At 43.0% G+C, this 26,457-nt stretch carries 32 protein-coding genes; 16 read left to right on the forward strand and 16 right to left on the reverse strand.

The genetic code is table 11. The features are described 5' to 3' along the window. Positions 1-6: 6 nt before the first annotated feature. The 4 genes from KNQ03_RS15690 to KNQ03_RS15705 are packed head-to-tail and all read left to right on the forward strand — an operon-like array spanning position 7 to position 4,467. Positions 7-1,950 (forward strand): VirB4 family type IV secretion system protein, encoded by a 1,944-nt coding sequence (locus KNQ03_RS15690; RefSeq protein WP_214725518.1) that lies wholly within the window; start codon positions 7-9, stop codon positions 1,948-1,950. Then, complete coding sequence (locus KNQ03_RS15695) at positions 1,950-3,056, forward strand: lysozyme family protein (RefSeq protein ID WP_251133740.1); 1,107 nt, start codon at positions 1,950-1,952, stop codon at positions 3,054-3,056. Before KNQ03_RS15690 ends, KNQ03_RS15695 begins: the two co-directional genes overlap by 1 nt. Positions 3,057-3,069: 13 nt before the next feature. Continuing rightward, the gene (locus tag KNQ03_RS15700; protein WP_133208775.1) at positions 3,070-3,627 is read left to right on the forward strand and encodes a hypothetical protein; all 558 of its coding nucleotides are present in this window, start codon (positions 3,070-3,072) and stop codon (positions 3,625-3,627) included. Continuing rightward, complete coding sequence (locus KNQ03_RS15705) at positions 3,628-4,467, forward strand: hypothetical protein (protein WP_214725520.1); 840 nt, start codon at positions 3,628-3,630, stop codon at positions 4,465-4,467. It abuts the gene before it with no gap. 221 nt (positions 4,468-4,688) lie between these two features. Here KNQ03_RS15705 and KNQ03_RS15710 read toward each other — a convergent pair whose 3' ends face one another. Next, positions 4,689-4,835 (reverse strand): hypothetical protein, encoded by a 147-nt coding sequence (locus KNQ03_RS15710; RefSeq protein ID WP_160315908.1) that lies wholly within the window; start codon positions 4,833-4,835, stop codon positions 4,689-4,691. A 136-nt stretch (positions 4,836-4,971) separates the two neighbouring features. Between KNQ03_RS15710 and KNQ03_RS15715 the strand changes: the two genes are divergently transcribed. The 6 genes from KNQ03_RS15715 to KNQ03_RS15740 all read left to right on the forward strand — a co-directional run bounded on the left by KNQ03_RS15715 (position 4,972) and on the right by KNQ03_RS15740 (position 8,833). Then, entirely contained in the window at positions 4,972-5,223 is a 252-nt protein-coding gene (locus KNQ03_RS15715; protein WP_053451914.1) for a hypothetical protein, read from the forward strand. Beyond that, positions 5,216-6,376, forward strand: a complete 1,161-nt coding sequence (gene mobP2, locus KNQ03_RS15720) for a MobP2 family relaxase (protein WP_214725522.1) — start codon at positions 5,216-5,218, stop codon at positions 6,374-6,376. Before KNQ03_RS15715 ends, mobP2 begins: the two co-directional genes overlap by 8 nt. Before the next feature lie 11 nt (positions 6,377-6,387). Beyond that, entirely contained in the window at positions 6,388-6,843 is a 456-nt protein-coding gene (locus KNQ03_RS15725; protein ID WP_133208778.1) for a hypothetical protein, read from the forward strand. Next, on the forward strand, positions 6,840-7,118 hold the full coding sequence (locus KNQ03_RS15730; protein ID WP_214725525.1) for a hypothetical protein: 279 nt from the start codon (positions 6,840-6,842) through the stop codon (positions 7,116-7,118). The genes KNQ03_RS15725 and KNQ03_RS15730 overlap by 4 nt, the downstream gene beginning before the upstream one ends. 5 nt (positions 7,119-7,123) lie before the next feature. Next, on the forward strand, positions 7,124-8,587 hold the full coding sequence (locus tag KNQ03_RS15735; protein ID WP_214725527.1) for an ArdC-like ssDNA-binding domain-containing protein: 1,464 nt from the start codon (positions 7,124-7,126) through the stop codon (positions 8,585-8,587). Positions 8,588-8,671: 84 nt separating this feature from the next. Next, positions 8,672-8,833, forward strand: coding sequence for a hypothetical protein (locus KNQ03_RS15740; protein WP_160315907.1), 162 nt, complete (start codon positions 8,672-8,674; stop codon positions 8,831-8,833). Between the two features lie 89 nt (positions 8,834-8,922). Here KNQ03_RS15740 and KNQ03_RS15745 read toward each other — a convergent pair whose 3' ends face one another. From KNQ03_RS15745 to KNQ03_RS15770, 6 genes are all read right to left on the reverse strand, one after another. Then, a complete protein-coding gene (locus KNQ03_RS15745; protein ID WP_214725529.1) occupies positions 8,923-9,147 on the reverse strand; it encodes a hypothetical protein in 225 nt (74 codons plus the stop codon). Positions 9,148-9,188: 41 nt separating this feature from the next. Beyond that, positions 9,189-9,749 carry a DUF5067 domain-containing protein gene (locus KNQ03_RS15750; protein WP_053451908.1) on the reverse strand — a complete coding sequence of 187 codons (561 nt, stop codon included), beginning with the start codon at positions 9,747-9,749 and terminating at the stop codon, positions 9,189-9,191. Between the two features lie 21 nt (positions 9,750-9,770). Further along, positions 9,771-9,995 (reverse strand): DUF3006 domain-containing protein, encoded by a 225-nt coding sequence (locus KNQ03_RS15755; protein ID WP_053451907.1) that lies wholly within the window; start codon positions 9,993-9,995, stop codon positions 9,771-9,773. Then, positions 9,992-10,837 carry a ComEC/Rec2 family competence protein gene (locus KNQ03_RS15760; protein WP_214725531.1) on the reverse strand — a complete coding sequence of 282 codons (846 nt, stop codon included), beginning with the start codon at positions 10,835-10,837 and terminating at the stop codon, positions 9,992-9,994. The genes KNQ03_RS15755 and KNQ03_RS15760 overlap by 4 nt, the downstream gene beginning before the upstream one ends. Positions 10,838-10,973: 136 nt before the next feature. Beyond that, positions 10,974-11,168: a hypothetical protein gene (locus KNQ03_RS15765; protein ID WP_214725533.1), complete on the reverse strand. Its 195-nt coding sequence runs from the start codon at positions 11,166-11,168 to the stop codon at positions 10,974-10,976. 212 nt (positions 11,169-11,380) lie between these two features. Beyond that, positions 11,381-11,584 (reverse strand): hypothetical protein, encoded by a 204-nt coding sequence (locus tag KNQ03_RS15770; RefSeq protein ID WP_053451904.1) that lies wholly within the window; start codon positions 11,582-11,584, stop codon positions 11,381-11,383. A 515-nt stretch (positions 11,585-12,099) separates the two neighbouring features. Between KNQ03_RS15770 and KNQ03_RS15775 the strand changes: the two genes are divergently transcribed. Further along, positions 12,100-12,306 (forward strand): hypothetical protein, encoded by a 207-nt coding sequence (locus KNQ03_RS15775; protein WP_053451903.1) that lies wholly within the window; start codon positions 12,100-12,102, stop codon positions 12,304-12,306. A gap of 76 nt (positions 12,307-12,382) precedes the next feature. Beyond that, positions 12,383-12,820, forward strand: coding sequence for a hypothetical protein (locus KNQ03_RS15780; protein WP_053451902.1), 438 nt, complete (start codon positions 12,383-12,385; stop codon positions 12,818-12,820). A gap of 613 nt (positions 12,821-13,433) precedes the next feature. Here KNQ03_RS15780 and KNQ03_RS15785 read toward each other — a convergent pair. After that, positions 13,434-13,886 carry a JAB domain-containing protein gene (locus tag KNQ03_RS15785; protein ID WP_353049232.1) on the reverse strand — a complete coding sequence of 151 codons (453 nt, stop codon included), beginning with the start codon at positions 13,884-13,886 and terminating at the stop codon, positions 13,434-13,436. Positions 13,887-14,307: 421 nt separating this feature from the next. Continuing rightward, entirely contained in the window at positions 14,308-16,314 is a 2,007-nt protein-coding gene (locus KNQ03_RS15790) for a heavy metal translocating P-type ATPase (protein ID WP_050678840.1), read from the reverse strand. Positions 16,315-16,746: 432 nt separating this feature from the next. Between KNQ03_RS15790 and KNQ03_RS15795 the strand changes: the two genes are divergently transcribed. Beyond that, positions 16,747-17,250, forward strand: coding sequence for a PCYCGC motif-containing (lipo)protein (locus KNQ03_RS15795; RefSeq protein WP_371743277.1), 504 nt, complete (start codon positions 16,747-16,749; stop codon positions 17,248-17,250). Between the two features lie 37 nt (positions 17,251-17,287). Here KNQ03_RS15795 and KNQ03_RS15800 read toward each other — a convergent pair whose 3' ends face one another. The 3 genes from KNQ03_RS15800 to KNQ03_RS15810 form a co-directional block, all read right to left on the reverse strand. Beyond that, complete coding sequence (locus KNQ03_RS15800; protein ID WP_050678842.1) at positions 17,288-17,968, reverse strand: response regulator transcription factor; 681 nt, start codon at positions 17,966-17,968, stop codon at positions 17,288-17,290. Between the two features lie 322 nt (positions 17,969-18,290). Continuing rightward, positions 18,291-18,617, reverse strand: coding sequence for a four-helix bundle copper-binding protein (locus tag KNQ03_RS15805; RefSeq protein WP_214725535.1), 327 nt, complete (start codon positions 18,615-18,617; stop codon positions 18,291-18,293). 91 nt (positions 18,618-18,708) lie between these two features. Continuing rightward, a complete protein-coding gene (locus KNQ03_RS15810; RefSeq protein WP_214725537.1) occupies positions 18,709-20,241 on the reverse strand; it encodes a multicopper oxidase family protein in 1,533 nt (510 codons plus the stop codon). A gap of 170 nt (positions 20,242-20,411) precedes the next feature. On the opposite strand from KNQ03_RS15810, the gene KNQ03_RS15815 reads away from it, so the two are divergent. Next, on the forward strand, positions 20,412-20,984 hold the full coding sequence (locus KNQ03_RS15815) for a YdhK family protein (RefSeq protein ID WP_029343434.1): 573 nt from the start codon (positions 20,412-20,414) through the stop codon (positions 20,982-20,984). Positions 20,985-21,044: 60 nt separating this feature from the next. On the opposite strand, the gene KNQ03_RS15820 is transcribed toward KNQ03_RS15815, so the two are convergent. From KNQ03_RS15820 to KNQ03_RS15835, 4 genes are read right to left on the reverse strand one after another with little or no spacing between them, the layout of a single operon-like run. Then, the gene (locus KNQ03_RS15820) at positions 21,045-21,716 is read right to left on the reverse strand and encodes a response regulator transcription factor (protein WP_029343435.1); all 672 of its coding nucleotides are present in this window, start codon (positions 21,714-21,716) and stop codon (positions 21,045-21,047) included. Then, entirely contained in the window at positions 21,713-23,029 is a 1,317-nt protein-coding gene (locus tag KNQ03_RS15825) for a sensor histidine kinase (protein ID WP_050678843.1), read from the reverse strand. The genes KNQ03_RS15820 and KNQ03_RS15825 overlap by 4 nt, the downstream gene beginning before the upstream one ends. Before the next feature lie 52 nt (positions 23,030-23,081). Next, the gene (locus KNQ03_RS15830; protein WP_069940636.1) at positions 23,082-23,888 is read right to left on the reverse strand and encodes a hypothetical protein; all 807 of its coding nucleotides are present in this window, start codon (positions 23,886-23,888) and stop codon (positions 23,082-23,084) included. A 37-nt stretch (positions 23,889-23,925) separates the two neighbouring features. Next, positions 23,926-24,624 (reverse strand): cytochrome c biogenesis CcdA family protein, encoded by a 699-nt coding sequence (locus KNQ03_RS15835; RefSeq protein ID WP_034786404.1) that lies wholly within the window; start codon positions 24,622-24,624, stop codon positions 23,926-23,928. 230 nt (positions 24,625-24,854) lie between these two features. Here KNQ03_RS15835 and KNQ03_RS15840 point away from each other — a divergent pair, with 230 nt between their 5' ends. Together KNQ03_RS15840 and KNQ03_RS15845 are read left to right on the forward strand one after the other, a co-directional pair. Further along, a complete protein-coding gene (locus tag KNQ03_RS15840) occupies positions 24,855-25,574 on the forward strand; it encodes a peptidoglycan DD-metalloendopeptidase family protein (RefSeq protein ID WP_214725539.1) in 720 nt (239 codons plus the stop codon). A gap of 183 nt (positions 25,575-25,757) precedes the next feature. Beyond that, entirely contained in the window at positions 25,758-26,333 is a 576-nt protein-coding gene (locus KNQ03_RS15845; protein ID WP_017474137.1) for a recombinase family protein, read from the forward strand. Positions 26,334-26,457 lie beyond the last annotated feature (124 nt).

Below are 26,457 nucleotides of genomic sequence, written 5' to 3' on the forward strand. Positions count from 1 at the left end.
GGTGTCATGTGGCGTACACGTTTTTTACGAAAGCAAGACCCGGAAACAATCAAACAACAAGACGGCTACAATCCGACATTCGTCCAAGCGATTCAACCGCAAGGCGGACTCCGCTTCGAGCCGAACTATGTACGGACCGGCGACGGTTATCTTGCCTGCCTCCATGTCTATAAGTATCAATCGACCGTCTACGATTTCTGGCTCGAACCGATCCTCAACCTCCCCGGCGTCCTGACGACGCTCGACATCGGGACGGCGGACAAACGGGAGATGATCCGGACCATCAACAAATCGATGGCCGAGCAGAATACGCGCTTCGAAAATGCGAAAGATAATGTCGACCGGATTGATGCGCGGGAGACGTATAAGGAATTGAACGAACTCTACGAACAGATCACGCAAGGTGAGACGATGAAGTATCTGCATCTCCGTCTCTACGTTAAAGCGAAGACAGTCGACACACTCGAACGCCAAGTCCAGGACGTGATGGAGGAACTGGAGGCACGGAACTTCCGCGCAACTGTCTTCCTGAACGAACAGGAATGGGAATGGCAGAGCCTGTTCCTCAGCTACGAGCAACAGCAAAAGCTACCGAACCGTCGTCGCGGGAAAGAGATTCCGTCGCTCTCAATCGCAGGAGGTTATCCGTTTCATTTCACGTCGCTACAGGATCCGACTGGGACCTATTACGGGACGACCGATACGAACGGAAGCGTCATCTTCGACTTATTCCACAAGGACAAACAACGGAAGTTCTACAACGCCTTGATGATCGGTAAGATGGGCTCCGGGAAGTCGACTTTGCTCAAGAAGACGGTCCTCGATCAAGCGATCAAAGGGAATCACGTTCGCATCTTAGACGTGACGGGCGAGTTCTCCGACCTCGTACGACAGCTCGGTGGAAAGGAGATCGCACTTGACGGTTCTGCCGGACGGATCAATCCGCTCCATGTCTATAAGACGGTCACACATGCCGACGGCTCGGCGGATGAGGCACTCTCGTTCATGCAACATCTATCGAAGATTGCGGTCTTCTATCACTACATCAATCCAGCAGCTACACAAGAAGAAGCGAACGAGTTCGAAATCCTGCTCCGGCAACTCTACCTTGAGAAAGGGCTCTGGAATGAGGACGGTGACGCGCCAATCACGACGCACCCTGCAAACACTTATCCGGTCTTCTCTGACTTCTTAGCGCTCGTCCGCTCTGAATTGTATGCGGACGATTCGCGGACGACGATCCGCGAGACGATCAGTACGAACCGTGTCCGCCGTCTTGAGAACATCGAGCTCGCGATCACGAACCTCGTTCACAACTACGGCAACATCTTCGACGGACATTCCTCGATCGAGCGATTTGACGAGGAAGCGATTGTCTCATTCCCGCTACGCAACCTGACCAATCTGAAAGACGAAATCTTTCAGGCACAGGTCTTCAACCTGATGAACATGCTGTGGGACGGGATGATTCTTAATGGTGCCGGACAACTCCGCAGCTACAACCAGGGCGAGTTATTGATCGAGGATGCCTTCAAGTATCTGATTGTCATCGATGAGGCGCATCACCTGATCAATACGCGCGATATCGCGCAACCGGCAATCCTGTACCTACAACAATTCATGCGCGAAGCGCGGAAATACTTTGGCGGCATCTTCTTCGCCTCGCACTTGATCACGGACTTCGTCCCGACCGGCTCGAAGTCGGAGAACGCGGAAAACGTCAAGACGTTGTTCCAGTTGACGCAGTATAAATTCATCGGCGAGCAGGATGCCGAGAGCATCCCTACGATCCAGACCGTCTTCGACGGACAGTTGACGGAGAGTGAGACGCGGTTGATTCCGTCGCTCGAGACAGGACGGATCGTCCTCAGTATCTCCGGTGTGAAGACGTTGATTTTCGATGTCGATGTCTCACCCGAGGAGCTGACGTTGTTCGGAGGTGGTGCCTGATGTGGAGTACGGTCCGGCAGTCGGCACGTGTCGCCGTCCGGATGAAATGGCGACTCCTGACCTTAAAGTATCGTCTGATTGCTCTCGGAATCGCGCTTCTGCTCCTCCTACTGATCATCATCGTCGCAGGGATTCTCGATACGTTGACCGGAATCGAGAACGAACAGGCGACGGAGACACCGATCGCTTACTCGGACGCGAGTCTACAAGTCAGTGATGATGTCCTGCAATACCGCGAAGCGATTGCACGTGAATTAAAGAAAGAACAGCTTGAGGGACAGACGAACGTCGTCCTTGCGTTGATGATGCAGGAAAGCGGCGGACGCGGGAACGATCCGATGCAAGCGAGTGAATCGAAGTGTGGACGGATTGGTTGCATCACCTCTCCTGACGAGAGCATTCGTTATGGGGTGAAACACTTCGTGTCAGTCTTCCGGCAAGCGAACGAGGACGTCAAGTTGACGCTCCAGAGTTACAACTTCGGCGGTGGCTTTATCGATTACGTTCAAGAAAACGGCGGACGCTATACGAAACAACTCGCGATCTCCTTTTCACAGATGATGTACCAGCGCGTCAAAAAGAGTGGCATCTATCAGTGCCATCGTCCGAGCGCGATCGAGCATCAAGCCTGTTACGGTGACATCGAATATGTCGATGCTGTCCTCCGTTATCTGACACCGACGGTACTAGCAGAAGGTAAGACAGGACCGATCAAAGGAAAACTTCATGCTCCGCTCGACATCCCACTGCAGATGACATCGGGTTTCGGGTCACGGATCGTTTTCGGAAAGACGGATATCCATACGGGCATCGATTTCAGTTGCCACGATACGGATACCGTCCACGCCGTTCGCTCCGGTACCGTCACCTATAGCGGTTTACGCGGACCGTATGGGCAACTGATTCAGATCAAACAAGGCGACTGGATCACCGCTTACGCCCACCTTTCTGCACGCCAGGTTAAGACGAGGCAAAAGATCGAAGCTGGACAAGCGATCGGGATGTGTGGGTCGACCGGACGTTCGACCGGGAATCATCTCCACATCGAATTTAAGACGAGTGATTGGTCCGGTCACATTGATCCGGCACCACTGTTTTCGCTATAGGGAGGGATGAACTATGGCATTGACGAGTCGTCATCTCCTATGGCTCGTGTTGTTCTGTCTGCTGCTGTCAATCAGTGCCAATGTCTATCAATATCGTTCGATGGCAGCAGATGAATCGCATCGAATCGTCGAGAAAGACGAGAAGAATGTGTTACCAAAAACGACGGTGTCAGATCCGTCCATCTCAACTAATGAACAAGAGCAAGAACAAAATTCAATCATTTCGAAGAGCGCGGAACGCTTTATCACGTTCGCCTTCACATGGGAGGATGGGACCTATCCAACACGCAAACGACAAGCCGATCAGTATATGTCGGAGTCCATCAAACAAACGTTGTTCGCGAGTAGCGGAAGCGATAACAAGTTCACCGCCTCCGTCTCGGACATCGAAGTCTTTCCAAATCGGGACGATCCAGAGCATTGTCTCGTCCGCTTCAAACGGACATTGACGATCGATGCCAATGGTTATGAAGAGACGTCTGAAGAATTAGTTGAACTGACCTTTACGCATCAAGATAAACGTTACGTTGTCGATCAGATGAAGAGCCTTCAAACGTCAGGAGGTGTCTAAATGCATCCAGGAAAACGAAAGACGCTGACCCGTGATTGGTCACGACTGTATCTCGGAACAGGACTGTTCTTCTTGATTGGTTTTCTGTTTTTCGGCTTCTCTTCCCTTTTCTTTGCCGAGGAACAACCGATCAATGCGACACCCATCGGTGAAGAACAACGGTTAACGAATGGACAGACCGTCACGCTTCTCGATTGGTCCCATGATGTGCAGCGAAAACAAATGCGCATCCGTCTCCAGTTCGATCAACCTCAAGATTACGCGACGAGACTTGTTACGCGTATCGCTTATAAGGAACGCCCGACGGATGAGCAACGCGTCCGTGTCGTCTATCAGCAGGACGAGCACTACATCTTTGAAATCGAAGATGTACCGCGTGACTTTGATCAACTAGCACTCCGCTTGTATGTCATTAAACCTGAACAGTCACTCGAGAAGCTGAGTGTGACGAAGCGAGAAGATGCGCTCGTCGAATCACTCTATATGGATCAACGACGTGTACTAAAGACGTCACTTTCTAAACAACAAGCGGACGATTATGCACAACTTTTTCTCGCTGACGAGCACCTGCAAAGTCAAAAACGGATCAAGAACATGAAGCGCGAACAGACGGAACTAGCTTCTCTCATCCAACAGATTGAACAAGACATTGAGATGAAACAAGCCACCTTACCCGACCTGACACTCGATGAACAAGTCGAACGTGAGGATGAAATCTTCAATCTGAAGCAAGACAAAGAAGACGCACTGTTACGACAAACGGAATTGAAAAAACAACTCACGCAAGAAGAAAAAAGACAAGATCAGCTGCGCATTAAAGCACGTGAAATGAAATGGTAAGGTGGCAAACACCGTGCCAAAATGCGGTTTTTAGTGGCACGCGGTGTGACCTTTTGGCGATTTTGATGATATCAGGGAAACACTAGGCTCCGCCTAGGCTAGCACGCTGAGTGATAGCAGTTTCCCCTTATGCTCTTTTTCACGTTGTTTAACCATTTTTGGTTTTTCTCCTCTAAAATAATCGACGTACATTTAGTCATTCTATCGACCTTCATCAACGCTTAGATCGATTCTGTTACGTCACTTTTTTCGACTCTTTTCATCTCATGATGCTGTATCTTCGACCAGATATACTTCAGAAGTTCGACGATCAAGGAGACGCTTACGGCTTCTCCAAGAGCGTAACTCTGTTCGATGATCGATTGCATATGTCCCCTCCGTTCTTAATCTGAGTGGGTAACACCTTTCTCACTTCTAATGACAGGAGGAGCGAGTGAATTGTTCGGAAAACTTTTCATTTTTTAAATCATTAAGACTGACTTTCGTATGGAAGGAGGAAGACGAATGGATCTCTTGATTCGTGACATCGACCCCCGATTCGTCAAACAACTCGACGAACAGGCGGAGAAACAAATGTGTTCCCGACAAGAATTATTGAAAGGATTGTTGACGACCTGGTGCGCAGACGGCGTCCAGTCGACGCAAGTAGCACGCCTCGAACGACAGCTCGAAGCGAACACTTTGCATCTGAAGCGGAGCGCAACCGAACTCGAACTCTTGACTACACTCTTCCGTGAGGTGATGCAGGATGAGTAACATTCCCGGCGTCATCATCAAGTCGAAGTTCAAGTTGCCGCAAGCAACCCGACGCGCGCGTCGTTATACGACCTACCTCAGTTACATCGATCGTCCGGAGACGAAAGCGCGGTCGCATCAATTTGAAAACTATCACGACTATATGGAAGATGAACTGAAATCAAGCGGTCTCTTCACGGCGACACAAGACCGATTGAGTGCGAGGGAACGAGAGCACTTACGCGATATCTTCCGACGGGCACAAGAGAACGGCAGCATCCTTTGGCAAGACGTCATCTCGTTCGATGGAGCGTGGTTACAGGAAGTCGGTGTCAAAGAAAATCGTTACATCGATGAACAACGGTTGATGCAGGCGACACGGAACGCGACCGCGCTGATGATTGAAAAGGAACAGATGCTGCATGCGACATGGACCGCTGCGATTCATTACAACACGGATAACATCCACGTCCATGTCGCGACAGTCGAGACGATGCATCCACGCGAACGGGGCAAACGGAAACCGAAAACGATTGAGAAGATGAAGGCACAAGTCGTCCATACGCTTGCCGATCGGACACGGGAACAGGAGAAGTTAAATGCCTTCATCCGTGATGAAGTTCTCGCGCACAAACGAAATCATGCAACACTATCCGTTTCAAATCGCGTGCTACATCCGGAACTTGTACGTCAGTATAAAGCGATTCAGAAACGACTACCGGACGATAAGCGCCAGTGGTATTACAACATGAACGGTATGAAAGAAGTACGTTCTTCACTCAATCAATTGACTGACACGTATCTTGCGACCTACTTCGAGAAGGAGCATACCTCTTTCAAGCAACGACTGGATAACGAGGTCGCATTCTACGAGCGAAGTTACGGATCGGCATCGCAAGCGTCTGCTTATCGGAAGACGAAAGAACAGGATCTCTACACGCGGATGGGAAACGCTATCCTCTCCGAGATGCGTGAGTCGCCTACGTCATCCCAGAAGCTTGAGAAGACGAAGACATCCTCACCTAGACAAAGAATCCAGTCAGCGTTTCGACGTGAACGGATCATGCAAGAGACACTCTATCGGATCGGACGACACATGAATGATGAGTGGGATCATATCAAGAATCAGCGTGCGTTTGAACAACTCGAACAGGAAGTCCAACACGAAAGGTAAGGTGACGGGCAATGGAGGAAACAAAACAAGTCCGGATCAAGATGAGTGCCGTGACCACTGATTTTTTAGAGGAATACCGAGAGAGAGAACGATTGTCTGGGGTCGGTCCAGCCATCGATCACATCATCCGCGACTATCAAGAGATGATCAAAAAGCAATGGGACTTGAACTATGTCAGTCGTTCCGTCTCGAAACAGATTGAGCAAGAGTTGACACCGTTTTGGGATGAACAGATTTCGAAAAGTCTTGCTCCGTTACGAAAGAGCGTCCAACAAACAGACCTTCAAACACAGGTATTGATCGAACTCGTACAAGCTTTGATGCAGACGGAAAGCATCGAGGACATCATTCCGACGACCGAATACCGTCCCTCTTTTCTTGAGACGGCAGAGACGGCTGTCAAACAGCGAATCGATCAGCGCAAGCAACATAAGCATTCGGATGAAGAAAGGATGACTCACAAATGAGACGACTCGAAGCCTTCACACTCGCGACATTTCTCGAATTGCATCCGTCCCACGTCACCGTCATGATTCATCAAGCACATTATGATATTCCGGTTTCTCAGGATGAACGAGCGTTCCTTCAGCTCTTGCAGGAAGAACCTTTGGTATTACTCCCGGTATCACATGATCGCCGTCAGTTATTATTCGATCGACTGGCTACCGACCCGATGGTATCAGAAGAGTTGAACGATTTTGAAGGTGCTGCTGATTCGTCCGTTTCGTCGGAAGGAGCGTGAGTGATATGGCATATCAGAAAAAGACGCGTGAGGATTACCAGAAGGAAGTCCAAGCGTTGACCGATAAGATGGAGACGCAGCTCGCCTCCCACTTCGTCAGTCAGGAGAGCATCAAGGAACACCTCGACTTCATGAGCCGATTCCATCGCTACTCGACGCGGAATATGTTACTCATCGAAGAGCAGTTCCAAGGCGCCCGTGCCGTCGGTTCCTATGCGTACTGGGAGAAACAAGGCGTACAGGTTCAAAAAGGAGAGAAAGGGATCAAGATTTTCGTCCCCTCCCCTGTTACGTTCATCAAACGAGAGACGGATTGGGTGGCATGGAAGGACGCGACGAAGACGGAGCAAATGCGTGCAAAGGAAGGCGCACTTCCGACGCGGAAAGCGATGTACTACAAGATTGGTCATGTCTTCGAGTACACACAGACCGATGCTCGGGAGAAGGGACTCGAAGTCTCTGAACTCTTCGCTTCCTATCATCGAAATGGATCGCTTCGTGAGGCGGAATCGTTTCGCCGCGCGTTGAACGGGATTGCTGAGACACAAGACGTGAAAATACTCGATCAGCCTTTAAGCGAGCTTGGTACCGCGAAAGGATGCTTCTATCCGGAACTGAACGCGATTGCCCTCAATCCGCGGAACTCGGATATTGAAAACGTGACCATCCTGATTCATGAACTCGCGCATGCCAATCTGCACAACGTGGAACGAAATGAAGAGCGTGGAATTGAGTTGAATCCACATGAGAAGGAATTCCAAGCGGAGATGGTCGCTTATACGGTCGCGGCACACTTTGGTTTTTCGACGGACGAGTTTTCCTTGTCGTATCTCGCTAACTGGACGCAAGGAAGAGACTTGCGCGATAAGGAAGACCTGTTGCACGAAGTCCATCAGACATCCGGTCACTTCATCCGTGAGATTCATGCTTCACTCGAGCAGGAGCAAATCTTGGAACGCGAAGCATCACCGATTAAAATGATTGAGTACATCGAACAGAATGCACAGATCACCGAACACGGATTACCGTTAGCTGAACGGCTAGAACGAATCATGCAACATTCACCGGAGGACGTCGGTGCTTACCTGACGAGCATCGCCAAGCAAGACACGCAGCAAGATCTATCGTCTTTTGAAGAACCAATGATGCTGGTTCATGGAGCGACAGACTTCTTCGAACCGTTCGCGAAAGCCAACGACCGTGACTTCGACGAACATGAGACCGTCGCCTATACGCTCGTCATCCCAGGCGAAGAACCAATCAGCCAACACTTCCGCATCCTCGATGATGCGATGGGACCGTACCATCACATCCTGAATACAGAAGTCGTCAGTAAGGAGACCGAACAAGTACTCGAAAAAGCATGGTACGACGAGATGATTTCGACGGAAGACCGTGATCTAGAAAAGGTCCGACAAATCGTGACGCGTCACTTCAATGTACCGGAGCAGGACTTCAGGAGCCGTTAAAAAGATGTCCTCTCTTCTTTTAAAATCAAGTACTATAAAAAAGTAGGATAAAACTGACAATACAGACAAGACGGAGGATTGACCATGACTAATAATCAAGCAATTGCTTATGCTGCCATCGCGATGGAGCAGCTCGGCTACACACGTGAACAGATTGAAAAGGTTCAAGCGAGTATGCTGTCTGAAATGGACTGGACAGATGAAAAAACAGCTGAAAAGAAAGCCAGTGCCATCTTAAATAGCTGAACGTAAAAATGATTATATTCTTGCGCTTGAACTTCAAAAAAAGAAGGCAATATGGCTTCCTGAAGCGAAGTCATATTGCCTTCTTTTAATTAAGAATATTTCATTTGCAAAATAAATTGTTCAAAGCTAAATTTTGAAATGATTCGATGTCCCGAACGATCGAATTTTCGTGTTTGAAGATACGTTTCAAATGTAGATATGATTTCTTCCATCTCTAAACGTTGTTTAAGACCTACGACAATATATGGTTTAAACTTTTCTCCCATTTCTAAAATGAGTGCTTGCGCTTCTGTAAATGTTTGATTCATAGTCATCTCCCTTTCTTCACCAGATATGATTCTATCAATTCATCTTCTTATTTCAGTTCAATCTTCTTCTCACCCAACTCTTTTCCTGATAATCCTTGGGTTGCTTTCAAGGTGACGACTGCCTTCGGGTCCTCGATGTCATAAGCCATAATCCCTTTTGCAGTACCACCCGGTTTAATATCATCCAACTGATGCTCTAAATAAGAGGCATACTTCTCTTCCTGTGGCGTCATCCCTACCTCTAACTTGTTAATTGTATCGGTTCCTTCCTGTGTCGCTTCAAAGCAAGCAATCCAAACATTCATCCCATTGAGTGGCTTCTTGCTGTCGTTCGTCGTCTCATATGTGAAAACGAGTTGTGGTTTTTCGCGGAAATACTCTTTACTCGGCTCAAGTACTTCTGTCGAAAGAATCTTGACGGTCGCCATGTCGATCTTTAACGTGTCGTCTTTGAAATAGACATCTTCTTTTTTCGGTTCTGCCACCTCGACCTTTTCAGTCGGATTCGCTGCTTTTTTTGGTGGATCTTCTATTGTCTCTTGTGTGCCGCATCCAACGAGTGATAACCCTAACCCAACGATGACGACCGCTTGTCCTAACTTATTCATCTGCTTCAGCTCATTTCTTTTTTAGTCTTCCCATAGTTCTTCCATCAGCTCATCGATTTCATTCGAGAGTCGCTGCCGTTCACGGTCGTCCTTCTCGATATGACCGTACTCATCCATCCAGATGACATCACCGGACTCCACCGTCATCGGAAAGCGGGAAATCAGAATGTCGCGCATCCCATCATCGAACTCGACGACGACCCACTTCTCTTCAATTCGGTCGATAATCCCTTTTCGCTTTTTCATTTCGACTTCTTGATCGTGTAGGACGATCCATTCCCTTCGAAGACAATTGTGCCACTCTTATCGGTCCGCAGCATCGTCGCCTTCGCACGCTTCAAGTTCGTCACGACTTCCTTCGTCGGGTGTCCATACGCGTTCTTCCCGACACTGATGACGGCGTACTTCGGTTTAACGTACTTGAGGAACGTCGCACTTGTTGATGTCTTCGCCCCATGATGCCCGACCTTGAGGACGTCCGCACGCAGCGTCTTCTTCTTCGCGATCATGTCTTGCTCCGACTTCAATTCCGCGTCTCCCGTGAACAGAAACGTGTTCTTCTTGTAGGCGACGTGTAAGACCGCGCTCCAGTTGTTCAAATCACTCTTCGCATAGTCTTTGACCGGTCCGACGAACTGCGCCTTCACACCTTTGACCGGAAGCGAGACGCCAGCCTTTGCTGTCTTGATCGTCAACTTCTCGCGCTTAACCGCTAACAAGAAATCCTTGTAGGCTTGCGTCGTGTGCTTGACCTTCGGTGCGTAGACGCTCTTGACCTTGAACGAGTCGAGGACTTCATCAAGCCCCCCGATATGATCGGCATCCGGATGCGTCGAGATCAGTACCTCAATATCACCGACCTTCTGTTTCTTTAGATAGGCGACGAGTGCATCACCTTTCCCCTTGTTGCCACCATCGATGACGATATCCTCACCACTTGGCATCTTGATGTAAATCGCGTCACCTTGACCGACATCGATATAGTGGACCTTGATTTTCGGTGTCGCTGCCTCTGCACCTTGCAGTGGTCCGACGAGTAATCCAATACTTGCGAGCGCTAAGCTGGCACCCATCCATTTTCGTTTCATCTTTCATCGCTCCATTCCTGATTTGTAAGTTATCTTCAGTATACAGTGAATACCAGGAGAAAGTTGGTTATATTTCCCACCCACCTATTTTTATTGATAGGGTAGTATATATGTAAGTCCATACAAAAAACAGACCTTAACAGGTCTGCTTAGTAAAGTGTTTCTGCATGAAGTCTGTCAATCGATCGACGTCGATGAACCACGTTACGTGCTCGATCGAACCGTCCACTTCTCGTACGAATCGAAGCTGGGCATCAATCAATGTTACCTTATCTGGTACCTGTTTCTCCTTTGCTTGATCCATGACCTCAAACATCTCAATTATACTCATGTACTCCACCCCTAATCGTTTTGTTAAGCACAGCATAGAATGATTTTAGAGTCTGTACGAATTACCTTAGATAAGATAAGCGAAATGATATGTAAGATAACTGGGTCATTACGAAACAATGTACGATTAATTTTTCACACATAAAAAAAGAAACGACCTTTTGAAGATCGTTTCTGCCATAAAAATGATTAGTGTTTCCTACGCACATCGAATCAATAGAGATAAATAAGTACACCTACGATCAAAATGAACGGAACCAATAATATCTTACCGGTCCGGCTCAAAAAGCTCTTCTTTTCTTTTGTAAACAAGAAGTCGATCAATAAGAAAAGTCCAAATGCAATCGGTACGAGGTAGAGTAGAGGGGCATTTGTAAGTGCTGCACCTAATACATCAGTCGATCCGTCAAATTTCATATGTAGTTTCTCCTTTTTAGATATCCTCGCATACGACACATCATTCACGACCGAAGCACTAACGACGATCTCATACGTGGACAAGAATCTTTCCTTTAGTATGCCATTCCTTCCACTAAACCCTAACCTTTTATTTTTCTTTTTATAATTCTATGTAACGCTCCGTGCCCTCCGTCGCAAGGAACAGGAACGTAGAAATCCCTCGCGCAGGCGAGTCGCAGCTCTCGTTATCGGTTCGAAGCAGTGCGATGAGGATGTTGCTGTGTGCAGCCTACAACCTCACGCATGAGCTCGAAAGTCTTTATGTCGTCCGCATTACTATGGAAACATCAATCCTCTATCCATAGAACTCCGTCCATTCACTCACTTCTTCGCTCATCCATGCATTGCAAAACTTCTTCAATTCTGTCACAAAATAATTTTTCCAAAATATAACTTTGTATACAATTGTAAATTACATAAAATCGTTATATTATAAAAGGTAATAAAGTATTGTGAACGTATGAAGAGTAGAAATGCTTGTATCTGGAAAAGTATATTTATTTGCAACAATCCATGATGAGAAAATGGATTGGCACAACCCAGTTCCTGCTTATGGAGAAGTTCTTATTGAAGATGGCGAATATATTCAAACTGTAGTTGATACGTATGAAACTGCATTTGAGAATCAAACGATCTCACCTATCATGGGGAGACACGATGAACTCGAGTTAAAAGAATGATTTGTTGAGGAACAAGCCACTCAATAAGAACACTTAAACTTTTTTAAAAATAATCTTTATCAAAGGAGAGCGTTTTATGGGTAAATTTAAATGGATGGGTGTTTTAGTAGTATTGGTTGTTCTATTTTTTGTGTTTGACCCTTTTCGTGGGGAACCACCAAACCCCAAAGTAGAAGCACAAGGAAAAGATATTCCAACGGTTCAAGGATCATTTTGTTGGGATGGTCTATTGCGCAACCAATGTGTCGATAAAGTATATGTCGACGGACTCGATATGACGAAAAAAAGCAAACCAACTGTAGTATCCTCAAATAAAAAAATCGATATTTCGTTTGAAGACGAACCGGAATCTATTGAGATCGTTCGTTGGAAAGATAAGCAAGATGCTGAAAAAGTTACTTTAACTGGCGATGCCGTTACTGTCCCGAAAGAAACAGGAACGTATGCCTATGAAATCAAAGCAAAGTGGTCCAATGGTGACGGACAATTCGCTTTTTTGGTTAAAGTAGACTAACCCCCTCCCCTTTCCCCATACTTCCTCTTCTACCAACAGTCAATTGGCTGTTGGTTTTTTTTATTAATAACCAAGTATTTGTGATAAGACCTATATTTTAAATTAATTATTTCTATTTTTAAAACGCTCCGTGCCTTCCGTCGCAAGGAACAGAAACATAGAGATGCCTCGCGCAGGCGAGTCGCAGCTCTCGTTATCGGTCCGGCAGGAGGGCAGCGGTGCGATGAGGATGTTGCTGCGTGCAGCCTACAGCCTCACGCATGAGCCCGAAAGCTCTTCTTGAGTTATACAATCAGTAGAAAGAAGATCACTACCTATCTACAGGAGGATTGATTCACTTCAATCAACTATCTCTCCTCGAACCTTCATCCACTCCACTACTTGTCTCACTACTGCATCCTCTATCACACCCTTCTACATAGAAGAGACCAGATGTACTTTCTCACCCGCAGTGGATCCATCCACTGCGGGTCTCTCATTGCCCTTGGATTCGGGACGAATCCATTCCTTACTCGCTTGCGCTCTCTCAAAAGAAAAACGACATCGTTTTTCGTCCATGCTCTTGCGCGCGGACAGGACGGGGTTATCCCGTCCGTCTACGCTTATTGTTCCTTTACAAAACACCTTGTGCCTTCAAACTGACATATTCTTCTCCGGCACCGACGATGATGTGGTCAAGGAGCTGGATACCGACGATGCGTCCGACCTCGACGAGCCGTTCGGTCACCTCGATGTCTTCCCGTGATGGATGCGGGTCACCGCTCGGATGCTGGTGGCTGACGATGAGCGACGTCGCATTGTTGAGAATGGCGGATTTGAAGATTTCTCTAGGGTGGACGACGCTCGAGTTGATGCTACCGACGTGTGCCCGATGGACGGCAATGACGCGGTTCTTCGTATTGAGTAGGATGACGAGGAACACCTCACGGTCATCGTCCTGGATGAAGCGTCTCGCGACACAGAACGCGTCCTCTGGGGACGTGATGTGTGTCGTCTCGAGCGCGACGTCCGGTTCACGGACCTCTTGGCGGATACGGGTGATTTCAACGAGTGTAGTCAGTTTCATGGAAAAGCTCCTTTCGCGAGTGGGATGCAGTCCGACACGGTGCCGTCCTGTTGACGGGAACGTAGCGAGCGTCGCGAGACGGCGCAAGGGTGACCGCAGGGAAAGATCAAAAAAAGTGGACAGCGCACCGGGACGAAGGCTTCCGGAGCCCGCGAGCGAAAAGCTTGCTTTGAGCCAAAACGCGGAGGAAGACAAGGAACGGCAGCGGCTTTTTTTGATGACCCTTGCGCCGACGAGGAGCGAGCTAGAGTACGGAAACAGGACGGCTTGCGGTCTCTTTCCATCAGACAGAGCGGGGCCGCTCTGTTCCATGCTTTTATCTATGGGATCCTATCTGATTGAAAAAAAGAACACACCCTAACTCATGAAGTGAGATAGGGTGTGTTCATACACAAAAAAGAAAAAATATACCAAACTTCTATTAAATTCTTAATGTTTTCGCATTGATAGCTACGATGACCGTACTCAAACTCATCAAAACTGCTCCAATCGCTGGTGAAAGAATAATGCCGTATGGTGCTAAAATACCTGCAGCTAAAGGAATCGTAATGATATTGTAACCAGCTGCCCACCATAGATTCTGAATCATTTTATTATATGTTTTTTGCGATAGTTCGATGACAGATAAGACGTCCTTTGGATTACTTTTGACAAGGACAATATCAGCCGTTTCTACAGCTACATCTGTTCCACTACCAATCGCAATCCCTACATCCGCTTGTGCGAGAGCTGGTGCATCGTTAATTCCATCCCCTACCATCCCTACTTTTTTTCCTTCTGCTTGCACCTGTCTCACTTGACGTGACTTATCATCCGGTAATACTTCTGCGTACACTTGATCGATCTCAAGTTGGGAAGCGACCCACGAAGCGACTTTTTGATTATCCCCAGTCAGCATGATGGATTGAATCCCTTTCTCCTTTAATTCCTGTACAGTCTTCTTAGCTTCCTCGCGAACGAGGTCGGCAAGGGCGATCATACCGATTAATTCTGTGTCCTTTAAGACAAAGACGACCGTTTTCCCTTCTTCAGACAAATCTTCGAATGTCACTTCGTCGATTTCGAGTTGTTTGTCCCGTACGTATCGCGGACTAACGACGCGGACTTGCTTTCCTTCGACTGTTCCTTCCAATCCTATGCCTGTCATCGATCCAAATCCTGCGACCGATGGTAAATCAAGCTTTCGTCTTTGAACTTCAGTCAAGATCCCGCGAGCAAGTGGATGTTGCGACGACTGTTCGATGGCTCCTGCGAGTCGTAATACTTCTTCCTCACTTATACCTGTACTTGCCATCACATCCGTTACTCCAAAATTACCTTGCGTTAAAGTACCAGTCTTATCAAAGATAACCGCATCTAGTTTTCGTGCCTCTTCGAATTGTGTTCGATTTCGAATCAAAAGACCTCTTTTAGCGGAAAGTGCTGTAGAAACGGATACGACAAGAGGGGCTGCTAAACCAAGAGCGTGTGGACAAGAGATAACCATAACCGTTACCATGCGCTCGATTGCTGTACTAACCGAATATCCAAGTACAATCCAAATCACGAAAGTCAGAACACCTGCTCCCACCGCGAGATAAAAAAGAATTTTTGCTGCTCGATCAGCTAAGTTTTGAGTCCGTGATTTGGAAGATTGCGCTTCACTTACTAAGCCGATGACTTTTGAAAGGTAGGTGCCTTCACCAGTACCTGTCGTCTCGACTGTCAGACCACCTTCTTGATTGATAGAGCCAGCAATCACGGTGTCATTCTCCTGTTTATCTACCGGAAGTGATTCACCGGTAAGCATTGATTCGTCAATCGTTGTTGTTCCTTCGACGATTTTTCCGTCTACCGGTACCTGTTCTCCCGGCTTGATCCGAATGAGATCTCCTGCCTCTAATTCATTGACCGGCACCTCTTCAACCTTCCCATCCTTCACTCGATGCGCCACACTCGGAAGTAACTTTACTAATTCCTGCAACGCATTTGAGGCACCCATGATTGATTTCATTTCAATCCAATGCCCTAATAACATGATGTCGATCAAGGTCGCTAACTCCCAAAAGAAATCATGTCCTTGTCCGAAACCGAATATGATAGCGACACTATAGAAATAGGCTACACTAATCGCTAATGCAATCAACATCATCATTCCAGGATTTTTTTGGCGTATTTCATTAATACTACCTTTTAGGAAGGGCCATCCACCGTAGAAGTAGACAATTGTGGATAGCAAAAGCAAAACAACGTCGTCATATGGAAAGCTAATGTTGATACCCGACCATTCTTGAATCATTTTGGAAAGTAGCAGGATTGGAATGGTCAACATTAACGATACGAGAAATCTTTTCTTGAAGTCTCCGATCATTCCTTCATGTTCATGATGTGAAGCACTCATTTGTTGGTCTTCATGATGAGTATGTTCGTGATGGATATGGTGATTCATAAGAAAACCTCCTTTTACGTACTATATACCTGTATGGTGTATATAGAGAGATCATGACTATATAGAGCTACATCTCGTTTTTACTTCCAGTTAAACTTATATATATAAATATAAAATGTATTTTGACACACTAAAAAATAAAAATTATCATACAAGTATAGGATATATTTTAAAAAATGAGACCATTTGTTTGAATAGGACTATTTAGCGCCAAAATCACAAGTACTGAAACTTTAAAAAGAATTAAAGGACAAGTTCGAGGTAGACATCAAATGATTGATGACAATTCATGAATTAACTGAACTGATGAAGACTATGGTCAAATGAACGAATAGGTACTATCGTGAACAGACAAATGAGCTAATACAAAAAACGCAATTAAAAAGCTTTGTTTTATGCACCTACAAAATTATCTCTAAGGAGAATCCAATCGTGAAACTTAACATACTCTTAAAAAGCGTAAGTCTTATTAGCCTATCCCTGATTGCGGTCGGCTGTGCTCAATCCCCGATGAAGTCTTCTACTCCCAATCATTCAAAGGAGGTAGATCATGCGAAACATATGGGCGGTGACAAGATTGAAGAAACATCATCATCGTTGATACTTCCCACGTTTTTAAAAACTCAACCTGAAGATGTACGAAATATTTATCAAGCTGTAGGGAAAAATCGTAAACTACTAGAGAAAATACCTTGCTATTGCGGTTGCGGTGAAACAGTCAATCATAAAAATAATTATGATTGCTTTATAGAAGAAAACGCGACGAATGGATCGGTGAAATGGACAAGTCACGGAACGACATGCAGCACCTGTCTCGAGATTGCTGTAAAGTCTATTTTGAAGCAACGGGACGGAGAATCGGTTAAAGATATTCGTTCTGCAATCGATTCTTCATATAAAGATGGATACTCGAAGCCGACACCGACTCCCTTATGATTTTTATGATGACACTTTTGCTCCTATAGTAAGAGTGTCATTTCGTTTCATTCTCACTCCAACGATATCCTCTCCCCCAAATTGTTTTCAGATGCCTATCGATCGGGTAATCTAACTCTCTTAACTTTTCTCTAATCATCTTAATATGAGAATCAACTGTCCTCGGATCCGATTCTGACGTATAAGACCAAACGAATTCATAAAGCTCTAGTCTGTTGAACAGCCTTCCAGGATGTTGAAGGAATAGTCGCAGTAATGCATGTGCTTTTGGTGTAAAGTCAATCGACTTGCCATCTAGTAAAATTAAATTGTTGCTCTCATCGAACGTAAGTCCGTGGTAGATAACGGGTTCTTTTGCTTTCCTTCTCATGACAGACCGAACTCTTGCTAAAAGTACGTCCCCGTTAAACGGCTTTGTGACATAATCTGTAGCTCCAGCATCTAGTCCTTTGACGATGGATTCAGCATCATTTAGAGCCGTTATCATGATGATAGGGACTTCCGGGTGAGAATCCGTTATTTTCTTACATACTTCGAATCCATCGTACATTGGCATCATTACATCCAATAAAATCAAATCGAAGGTTTCTTTTTTCACTTTCTCTAAAGCTTCGATCCCATCATTCGCCATACTACATTCATATCCTATTGGTTCTAGATAGAGTCTTAATAATTGCCTCATTCTTATTTCATCATCAACAATTAATATTTTATCCATCCTAGTCACCACCTCTTACATTAAAATTTTTTAATAATAAATGATTGTTAGTCTATTTCCTCATAAATTTCACGAACTTTCTATATAATCAATTCAACCTATAGAATGGAGTTGATTTTCATGAAAGTGTTTATGAAGAGTTTGATCGTTATCCTCTATGTATCCTTATTTTCTCTCACCATACTACTGGTCTATAAGGGTTATGAACTTTTTCATAACTAAGTATCTTAGTGCTTATAAATAATGAAAGAGCATCAGCTTTTTAGCTCATACCTTTTTCGGCATGGCGACATAGATGCTCCTTCATTTTTAACACTTCGCTTTAAGCAATTAATTTACGACAGACTTTTGCACATTCATTACAGGCCTCAGCGCACTTTTTACAATGATCATGATCATGTTTCGAACATTCGTCGGCACATCTTTCACAAATTTCAACACAGCTTCTTGCAAGAACATCAATATTGCTGCTGTTTCGAGAAATAGCTTGTACTAAAAGACTACAAATTTCAGAACAATCTCTGTCTAGACGTATACACTCTGCCATCGAAGAAATATGATGTTCACTCAAACACGCATCAAAGCATTCATTACAAGTCACTATACAGTTGTGTAGGGCACCTAAGATTTCTTGTTGTCCAGTATTCATTCTAAAATACCTCCATTTTCCGTCTTTTTTGACTTACACAAAGCCTATTTCCTTAGTTTGTGAAAAAAAGATGAAAACATTCACCTATTTTTTAGTCCACTTTCAACTGACCCATCATTCCGTTCTCTTCATGTTCAAGGATATGGCAATGGTACATGAATACCCCTTTTTCCTTGAAAGTCATCTGAATCTTAACTCGTTCATCTGGTTTTATAGCGATAGTGTCTTTTAGACCTGCTTCTTGATTATCTAGTTTCTGTCCGTTTCGCTCTAATACTTTGAATTGGACTCCATGAATGTGGAAGGGATGAGTCATTCCACCCATCATGTCTTTTTTATTATAGACCTCCCAAATTTCGGTTTCTCCTTGTTTCGCTTTAATATCGATTCTCTTCTCATCAAACTTTTTCCCATTGATTTCAACATTTTTGCCCATCCCGAAAAGAGTTAACTTTTGATTCACTGTAGACAAGGTCTTTAGCGGCTTTTCATATCCACTTTTCGGCGCCAATGCACTTAGGTTCGTCCCTTGTTTATCCTTCAGCTTGAAGTTAACGACCCTTACTCCATTCGTCTCAAATGAAACAGTCTCACCAATTTTTCTTTTTGAAAAGTCTACCAATACCTCTATACGTTCGCCTGGACTTAATTCAATTTTCTTTACGTTTTTCGGTTTTGAGATGTAACCACCATCATCAGCAATTTTTTTAAAGGATGAACCGTCAGATAGCTTCACTACGTAGTTACGTGCATTGGAGCCATTTATCAATCTGACTCTAAGTTGCGAATATTTTACGTTGAAATATGGATTAATCGTACCGTTTACGAGGAGGGTATCGCCTAAAGCCCCATCTGTTTTTTCTACATCAGCATATCCAAGGACATTCCTGTTTTTAACTTTTCGATCTTGAAGAATTAATGGAATATCATTTTCACCATATTTTTGAGGTAGCATCGTCTCTTTAGTTTTTTCATCCTTTACGTACAACAATCCTGCTAACCCCTTGTATACTTGTTCAGCAGTTTTCCCCATTGGATGTGGATGAAACCACAATGTCGATTCATCTTGCTTCACTTTAAACTTTACTACCTTCGTTTCACCAGCTTTCACGACTTGATGTGGTCCGCCATCTACGGATGATGGTACAACAAGACCGTGCCAATGGAATGTAGTCGCTTCTGATAAGCGATTCACCGTACGGATTGTTACCATTTTTCCTTTTTTCAATTCCACTACAGGACCTAAATAATTTCCGTTATATCCTAGAGTTTCAGTTTTTTTACTATTTCGGAAGAACTGTGTCTCTCCTTGTTTAGCGACAATCGTGTATTGAATGGAATTCTTGGTTTCACGATCGGATTTTAGCATCTTAGGGATGTTCAATCGTCGCTCTTTTTCTTCAGTTGATTTTAAATCGACACTCGCGCCATGTCCCATACCTTCCATCATGGTCTGATTTGTAGTAGTGTTCCCTACATTCATCATAGATTCCATATGCTGTTTGTTATTTGGCATAGTACCTCGGGTAAAAAGTAAATACGAACCGCCCACTATCATCATGAGAGTAAAGATACCGATAGTTGCGATTAACCATCTTTTCTTCACATGGATCATTCCCTTCATTTAATTATTTTCTTTAACTTAAAGAATGATTGTGAAAAAAATATGTCTTTCCACCCATGAATTTTATATTTTTTTCAATGTGTTACTTTTCTGCTCTCTGCAATGTTTCTGCAAATTTATGTGATAAAGTCTATGGAAAGCATAAAAAAAAACACTTGGAGGTAATTTTTATGAAATTAAAGAAAAAGATTTTTATGACAACTATGGCTGCTTCGCTTTCTTTAGCACTCGCTGCGTGCGGAAGCAATGGTGATGATTCTAAATCAACAGGAAGCATGGATAAAAATATGGACGGTATGGATCATTCGACGATGGACATGTCTGGATCGAAAGAGGTTCCGAAAGGGCTCCAAGAGGCTAAAAACCCTAAATTTAAAGTTGGCGACATGGCGATGATCAAAGAAGCACATATGGAAGGCATGAAAGGGGCCGAGGCTAAAATTGTAGGAGCTTATGATACTACTGCTTATAGCATTTCTTATGACCCTACAAATGGCGGGAAACGCGTCACGAATCATAAATGGATTATTCAAGAAGAGATTGTAGATGCCAAGTCATCTCCTTATGAAGTAGGCGATGAAGTAAAAGTAGACGCGGATCATATGAAAGGAATGAAGGATGCTACGGCCACTATCGACTCAGCTAAGCAAACAACAGTGTATATGATTGATTTCGAATCGACTACAGGTGAAGAAGTGAAAAATCATAAATGGGTGACTGAAGACGAACTATCTGCAGAATAAACGATAAACAAGAGAGGAACGGTTTTTTAACCGTTCCTCTCTTGTCTTATTTCTCCTTATTTAAGGAACCCACTTGTAACCAATTCCCCATACTGTGCGAAAGTGTTCTTCAATAGGAAACTCGAGTTTCCTAAGTTTTTCTCTTAAGTTTCTTACATGAGAGTCGACCGTTCGTTCATCTGTCCACTCATTTGCTAACCATAAACTTGAGAGTAGTTCCTCTCTTGAATAGACACGTTCTGGATTTTTTAATAACTTAGCAAGTAATGAAAATTCCTTTGGCGTGACTTTGACTAAATGATTATCATAATACAGCTCATGGGCGTCTTCATTTAAGATTAGACCCGACGATTCGATTTTTGATCCTGAAGAAACTGTAGTTCGTCTGAAAATCGATTGAATTCTTGCCTTCAATTCCGCCTCGTCGAACGGTTTCACAATGTAATCATCTGCTCCCAGTTGTAATCCTTTTACGATTTCTTCTTTTCCGTCGAGTGCTGTCAATAAAATGATTGGTACATTCGAAACTTCCCTTATCCTTTGACAGGTCTCAAAACCATCCATTAAAGGCATCATCACATCCAATATGATTAAGTCAGGCTCATCTACATCAATCAAGTTCAATATCTCTCTTCCGCTGTTCAGCTTAATACAGGTATAACTGTCTTGCAGATAGAGTTCAATCAGTTCTAACATTCGATTCTCATCATCTACCAAAGCAATGGTTCTCATCCTGGAATCCCCCTCAAGTCAATGACAACTTTCAGCCCGTTTTCTACATTAATAGCTACGATGGTCCCTTTGTGCGCTTCAACTATTTCTTTCGTGATAGCCAAACCGAGCCCAGTACCTCCTGTTTCACGATTTCGTGAAGAATCTACTCGATAAAAACGATCAAAAAGATACGGGAGTGATTGCTCATCCACACCACCACCTTCATCCGTAACTTCAATAAAGTTTTCATCAAGTTTTAAAAATACGCGTTTGTTCGCATGTGTATATTTTAGCGCGTTATCCAGTAAATTTAAGAGAACCTGATCAAATCTAGCTTGGTCTATCTCTTTGTAGATGGGAGTTTTATTAATTTGAAGAATTAATTTCACTTGTTTCTCCTCAAATTTAAAAATTATTCTTTCACTGATTTTTTTTAAGAAATCATTCATCTCTGTGATCTGAGGATCTATTTGAAAATGTGGCTCTTCCAATCTAGCAAGTTCAAACAAATCCTCAATCAGTTCTTGAAGTCTTTCGGATTCCTCATAGATAATATCTCCAAATCTCGATTCGTCTTTTTTGAGGAGTCCTGCATATCCCTTAATGTAGGTAATCGGCGTACGCAATTCATGTGTGATTGAAGTCAGAAATTGCTTTCTTGTATTTTGAATGTGACGTAAATCAACAGATAACTTAGTGATCGCTCGTGCTAAATCTCCTACTTCGTCGCTTCTCTCAGCTTCTCTGATTTTCAGCACCTCGCCTTTACTTAACTTTACCGTTGCCTCTTTCATTGATAAAAGTGGCTTTATAATGATATAACTCAAAAAATAAACACTTACTAATAGAAAAAGTACTAACAAGAATAGAGAGAACACTACTTGTTGTTTCAATTCCCCCATCAAATGCTGTATATACTTCGTCGGCTCTAACATGATTATTTGACCGCCATCTTCAATATTACTCACCGTCACTAAAAATTTGCCCTCTCTCCAATTACCTTCTACGATTCCATCCTTTTTTTGAATCCAATCCGGGTTCAAAAATTGTTCAGCGTCGTTAGATGAATCGACGACTTGATTATTTTTGTCTAAGATAATCACATCAGTCATCGCCTTTTCCTCCATTAAAACAACGTGTTCAACTGTTTGCTTGTCGAAGTTAGTGGAAAGAACATCTCGATGACTATTGCCTCTCTCTTGAAGGCTCTCCAGTTCACTTTCTACTTGTTGATGCTCAAGAATGTTGTATACAATAGCAGATGAGAGAATGAAAATCATGAGAATCCCGAAAAAATAAAATAACGTTATTTTAAATGAAAGTTTATTCATAAAGTACCTTTCTCATTTAAGATGATTACATATAAAAACAAACTGTTGAGATTTAGAAAAGAAAGTATTCTTCATTTAGGCGATACACAAAAGAGCTTTTATCATTTGATTCTTTTAAAAGGACAATTCCTTGAATATTACTCCACAAATAATTAGCGAAATCATAATCACTAAAAATAGCCTCACGAGTAGAACGCGTCATGAAACATTCTATTTTTGTAATCGTATACATTCCCTCCGAATCACGTTGATAATCGAAAGAAAAAGAACCCTTTATATTAAGCCTTTGAGCAATTATTGCTACGCACTCCTCTAAAATCGAGTTGGCAAACACCTCGTATGAAAGAACAGTATCTTGGTACCGTTCATACTCTTCTCTCATAAAACAGCAAATCACTTCACTAGATCGATAATCGACATATGCATCAATTTTCCCCACCTTTACACCTTCAGGCGCATTCTTTATCTGGTCAAAAGAATAAGTGAAAGTATTACCTTGAACCGAAAATGAATCATGAAGTACTGTTTTATCCCAGTCAAAGGATGTTATAAACGCTACGTTATTTTTTCTCATTTTCAACTTATGTTTTGATAACGTAGATGCTTCTTGTTCGCTTAAAGGGATAATCCAGCCTATTTCTTGAGAAGTACAATATTCAATCAGATTACTAATATACCCTTCTTCTGATTCTTTTTTTGAAAATGAATCAAAATATTTAAAATCAGGAAATAGCTTTCGAACCCATCCTTCTTTTGAAGAAATATGAATATCTATACTTACAGGCTTAAGTTGTTTTATGTTCTCCATCACTTTCCAGTTTTCCTCTACTCCCATTATCAGGACATTTTCACGAGACATTTACGATGCATCTCCTCTCGAAATAGAAAATAGAGCGTCAGAACCCTCTAAACCCTGTAAAATCAATCAATATTGTAGTTAGTTTCGTCAGACCATCGAAATACAATATGATACCTAATAAAATCATAAACCAGCCACCTATTTTCATAACCTTTGAAGAATAATTCATTAAGTATCTGGATTTCCCGACCAAAAACGACATCAAGAAAAATGGAATAGAAAAACCTAGTACATAAAAGAGCATATATAAAAATCCATTACTAGGATTCGTGGCGATCAAAGCAATAACTCCAGCGAGGATTGGTCCTGTACAAGGAGTCCATCCAGCAGCCGATCCGACTCCGACAATAAACGTTCCGATATAACCACGCTTTCTTTTTCCTAAGTTCATTCTTCGCTCTTTAAGTAAAAATATTGGGGTCCACAGACCAGTTAAAATAACACCGAATATGAATAAAATAAGTGCACCGCTCATCCGTAGAACATCTTTATACACTATAAAAAAATCAGCCAAATATGACGTTGAAAAACCCATCACTAAAAATACGCTCGAAAATCCAAGTAAGAAAACGAATGTATGGGGAACACCATTCCAGTTCCACTTTTTATTTTCTTTTAACTCTGTAACTGAAATTCCTGTAATGTAAGATAGAAAAACAGGATACAAAGCTAGGCAACATGGCGAGATAAAAGATAAAAACCCTGCTCCAAAAGCTAACAAAAAAGATAACTCCATCAAATTCCTCCCGAACTCTAAAAAATAAATCTTTTTTTAAGATGTATAAAAAAGAAATGTGTTTAATTTTAAACATAAAATCTGTTTGTGAAAAAACTATGCATTTTTTGATTAAATCTCGTATCAATTTTTGAAATGAATTTGATACACTTTTTTGTAATATAGTGATGCTATACTCCTTTTAACAAATCGTTTGTCACCGTATCTTTATCTTTAAAGGAGTACAACTAATGAAAAACAAGGTAATACTTATCGCTTCTAGCGTCTTACTCACAACAACTTTTTCGATGCATAGCCCAAAAGTTGAAGCAAGTAGTGCATATAAAGTAAAAGTAAAGACAGACAATCTCCGTGTTCGGACTGGTCCTTCTCTCAATTACAATATAGTCGGCGTGACTAACACTGGGCAGACCTTTTCTTATTTAGGAAAAAAAGGAGCTTGGACAAAAGTACTTTACAAAGGGAACACACGATATATCTATAGTTCTTACCTAAAAAAATATAAGAGCCACGTTGCAAAAAAAATGACGTATAATGAGTCTCTTTTTGCTTCTCCTACTAAAGGGAGGCTGACCCAAGGATACGGAAACTCTAATGGTGCTTACGGTTATACATTCCATAATGGCGTTGATCTAGCTGCAACAAAAGGCACACCCGTCTATGCTTCTGCGAGTGGAAAAGTCACTACCTCTAAAAACAGCGGTGCATATGGTAAACACGTTATGATTTCACATAGTCTAAAGAATCAAAAATACGTAACCGTTTATGCTCATATGAACAGCCTTTCGGTAAAAAGTGGTCAGACAGTTTCTAAAGGTATGAAGATTGGAACAGTTGGGAATACAGGAAACTCGTTCGGAAATCATTTACACTTTGAGATTCATAAAAACAGTTATAAATACAGCAGTTATTCTGCAGCGAATAGTGTCAACCCATTGAACTATTTGTAACCTAAAAAAAGAAGAGAGGATGTCCTAAGACAGCATCTTTTCAGATCATAGAAAAACCCTCATTTCGACGTCGAAATGAGGGTTTTTCTATGATCTGAAGCGACTTCATCAAGTCATTTATTTTGAAGTGGATTGCTGTGATCTAGCGTCTCATAAGACTTGTCTCAAAAGTGAGGTGATATTTTGCGGAAAATTGGTTATGTACGTGTCAGTTCAACTAGTCAAAACCCTTCAAGACAATTTCAGCAGCTAAGCGAATTCGGAATGGATATTATATACGAAGAAAAAGTTTCTGGGGCAACGAAGGAACGTGAGCAACTTCAAAAAATGTTAGAGGACTTACAAGATGGTGACACCATTTATGTTACAGATTTAACTCGAATTACTCGTAGTACACAAGATTTATTTGAATTGATCGATTACATACGAAGGAAAAAAGCCAGCTTAAAATCACTCAAGGATACATGGCTAGATTTATCAGAGGATAATCCATACAGCCAATTCTTAATTACAGTAATGGCTGGTGTTAACCAGTTAGAGAGAGATCTTATCCGTATGCGTCAACGTGAAGGGATTGAGCTGGCTAAGAAAGAAGGAAAGTTTAAAGGTCGGATAAAGAAATATCATAAAAATCATGCGGGAATGAATTATGCAGTAAAGCTATATAAAGAAGGAAATATGACTGTAAATCAAATTTGTGAAATTACAAATGTGTCTAGGGCTTCATTATATAGAAAGCTATCGGAAGAGAACAAATAGTTCAGTCCTATTCCATTAATTGGCCAGATAATGTTATGTACTTAAAGTCTTATGCAGTTTGGTTATTTTGTTATTAGAATTGGGTACTCCAATTCTTTTTTTATGAATTTTTTTACTCATTCAA

This window comes from Exiguobacterium sp. s143 (genome assembly GCF_018618895.1).
GTDB lineage: Bacteria > Bacillota > Bacilli > Exiguobacteriales > Exiguobacteriaceae > Exiguobacterium_A > Exiguobacterium_A abrahamii.

What these genes read in the sequence shown, in the direction of transcription:
- KNQ03_RS15690 (WP_214725518.1), top strand. Translation starts at nt 7, where the DNA reads ATGTGGCGTACACGTTTTTTACGAAAGCAAGACCCGGAAACAATCAAA.
- KNQ03_RS15695 (WP_251133740.1), top strand. Translation starts at nt 1,950, where the DNA reads ATGTGGAGTACGGTCCGGCAGTCGGCACGTGTCGCCGTCCGGATGAAA.
- KNQ03_RS15700 (WP_133208775.1), top strand. Translation starts at nt 3,070, where the DNA reads ATGGCATTGACGAGTCGTCATCTCCTATGGCTCGTGTTGTTCTGTCTG.
- KNQ03_RS15705 (WP_214725520.1), top strand. Translation starts at nt 3,628, where the DNA reads ATGCATCCAGGAAAACGAAAGACGCTGACCCGTGATTGGTCACGACTG.
- KNQ03_RS15710 (WP_160315908.1), bottom strand. Translation starts at nt 4,835, where the DNA reads ATGCAATCGATCATCGAACAGAGTTACGCTCTTGGAGAAGCCGTAAGC.
- KNQ03_RS15715 (WP_053451914.1), top strand. Translation starts at nt 4,972, where the DNA reads ATGGATCTCTTGATTCGTGACATCGACCCCCGATTCGTCAAACAACTC.
- mobP2 (WP_214725522.1), top strand. Translation starts at nt 5,216, where the DNA reads ATGAGTAACATTCCCGGCGTCATCATCAAGTCGAAGTTCAAGTTGCCG.
- KNQ03_RS15725 (WP_133208778.1), top strand. Translation starts at nt 6,388, where the DNA reads ATGGAGGAAACAAAACAAGTCCGGATCAAGATGAGTGCCGTGACCACT.
- KNQ03_RS15730 (WP_214725525.1), top strand. Translation starts at nt 6,840, where the DNA reads ATGAGACGACTCGAAGCCTTCACACTCGCGACATTTCTCGAATTGCAT.
- KNQ03_RS15735 (WP_214725527.1), top strand. Translation starts at nt 7,124, where the DNA reads ATGGCATATCAGAAAAAGACGCGTGAGGATTACCAGAAGGAAGTCCAA.
- KNQ03_RS15740 (WP_160315907.1), top strand. Translation starts at nt 8,672, where the DNA reads ATGACTAATAATCAAGCAATTGCTTATGCTGCCATCGCGATGGAGCAG.
- KNQ03_RS15745 (WP_214725529.1), bottom strand. Translation starts at nt 9,147, where the DNA reads ATGACTATGAATCAAACATTTACAGAAGCGCAAGCACTCATTTTAGAA.
- KNQ03_RS15750 (WP_053451908.1), bottom strand. Translation starts at nt 9,749, where the DNA reads ATGAATAAGTTAGGACAAGCGGTCGTCATCGTTGGGTTAGGGTTATCA.
- KNQ03_RS15755 (WP_053451907.1), bottom strand. Translation starts at nt 9,995, where the DNA reads ATGAAAAAGCGAAAAGGGATTATCGACCGAATTGAAGAGAAGTGGGTC.
- KNQ03_RS15760 (WP_214725531.1), bottom strand. Translation starts at nt 10,837, where the DNA reads ATGAAACGAAAATGGATGGGTGCCAGCTTAGCGCTCGCAAGTATTGGA.
- KNQ03_RS15765 (WP_214725533.1), bottom strand. Translation starts at nt 11,168, where the DNA reads ATGAGTATAATTGAGATGTTTGAGGTCATGGATCAAGCAAAGGAGAAA.
- KNQ03_RS15770 (WP_053451904.1), bottom strand. Translation starts at nt 11,584, where the DNA reads ATGAAATTTGACGGATCGACTGATGTATTAGGTGCAGCACTTACAAAT.
- KNQ03_RS15775 (WP_053451903.1), top strand. Translation starts at nt 12,100, where the DNA reads ATGCTTGTATCTGGAAAAGTATATTTATTTGCAACAATCCATGATGAG.
- KNQ03_RS15780 (WP_053451902.1), top strand. Translation starts at nt 12,383, where the DNA reads ATGGGTAAATTTAAATGGATGGGTGTTTTAGTAGTATTGGTTGTTCTA.
- KNQ03_RS15785 (WP_353049232.1), bottom strand. Translation starts at nt 13,886, where the DNA reads ATGAAACTGACTACACTCGTTGAAATCACCCGTATCCGCCAAGAGGTC.
- KNQ03_RS15790 (WP_050678840.1), bottom strand. Translation starts at nt 16,314, where the DNA reads ATGAATCACCATATCCATCACGAACATACTCATCATGAAGACCAACAA.
- KNQ03_RS15800 (WP_050678842.1), bottom strand. Translation starts at nt 17,968, where the DNA reads ATGGATAAAATATTAATTGTTGATGATGAAATAAGAATGAGGCAATTA.
- KNQ03_RS15805 (WP_214725535.1), bottom strand. Translation starts at nt 18,617, where the DNA reads ATGAATACTGGACAACAAGAAATCTTAGGTGCCCTACACAACTGTATA.
- KNQ03_RS15810 (WP_214725537.1), bottom strand. Translation starts at nt 20,241, where the DNA reads ATGAAGGGAATGATCCATGTGAAGAAAAGATGGTTAATCGCAACTATC.
- KNQ03_RS15815 (WP_029343434.1), top strand. Translation starts at nt 20,412, where the DNA reads ATGAAATTAAAGAAAAAGATTTTTATGACAACTATGGCTGCTTCGCTT.
- KNQ03_RS15820 (WP_029343435.1), bottom strand. Translation starts at nt 21,716, where the DNA reads ATGAGAACCATTGCTTTGGTAGATGATGAGAATCGAATGTTAGAACTG.
- KNQ03_RS15825 (WP_050678843.1), bottom strand. Translation starts at nt 23,029, where the DNA reads ATGAATAAACTTTCATTTAAAATAACGTTATTTTATTTTTTCGGGATT.
- KNQ03_RS15830 (WP_069940636.1), bottom strand. Translation starts at nt 23,888, where the DNA reads ATGTCTCGTGAAAATGTCCTGATAATGGGAGTAGAGGAAAACTGGAAA.
- KNQ03_RS15835 (WP_034786404.1), bottom strand. Translation starts at nt 24,624, where the DNA reads ATGGAGTTATCTTTTTTGTTAGCTTTTGGAGCAGGGTTTTTATCTTTT.
- KNQ03_RS15840 (WP_214725539.1), top strand. Translation starts at nt 24,855, where the DNA reads ATGAAAAACAAGGTAATACTTATCGCTTCTAGCGTCTTACTCACAACA.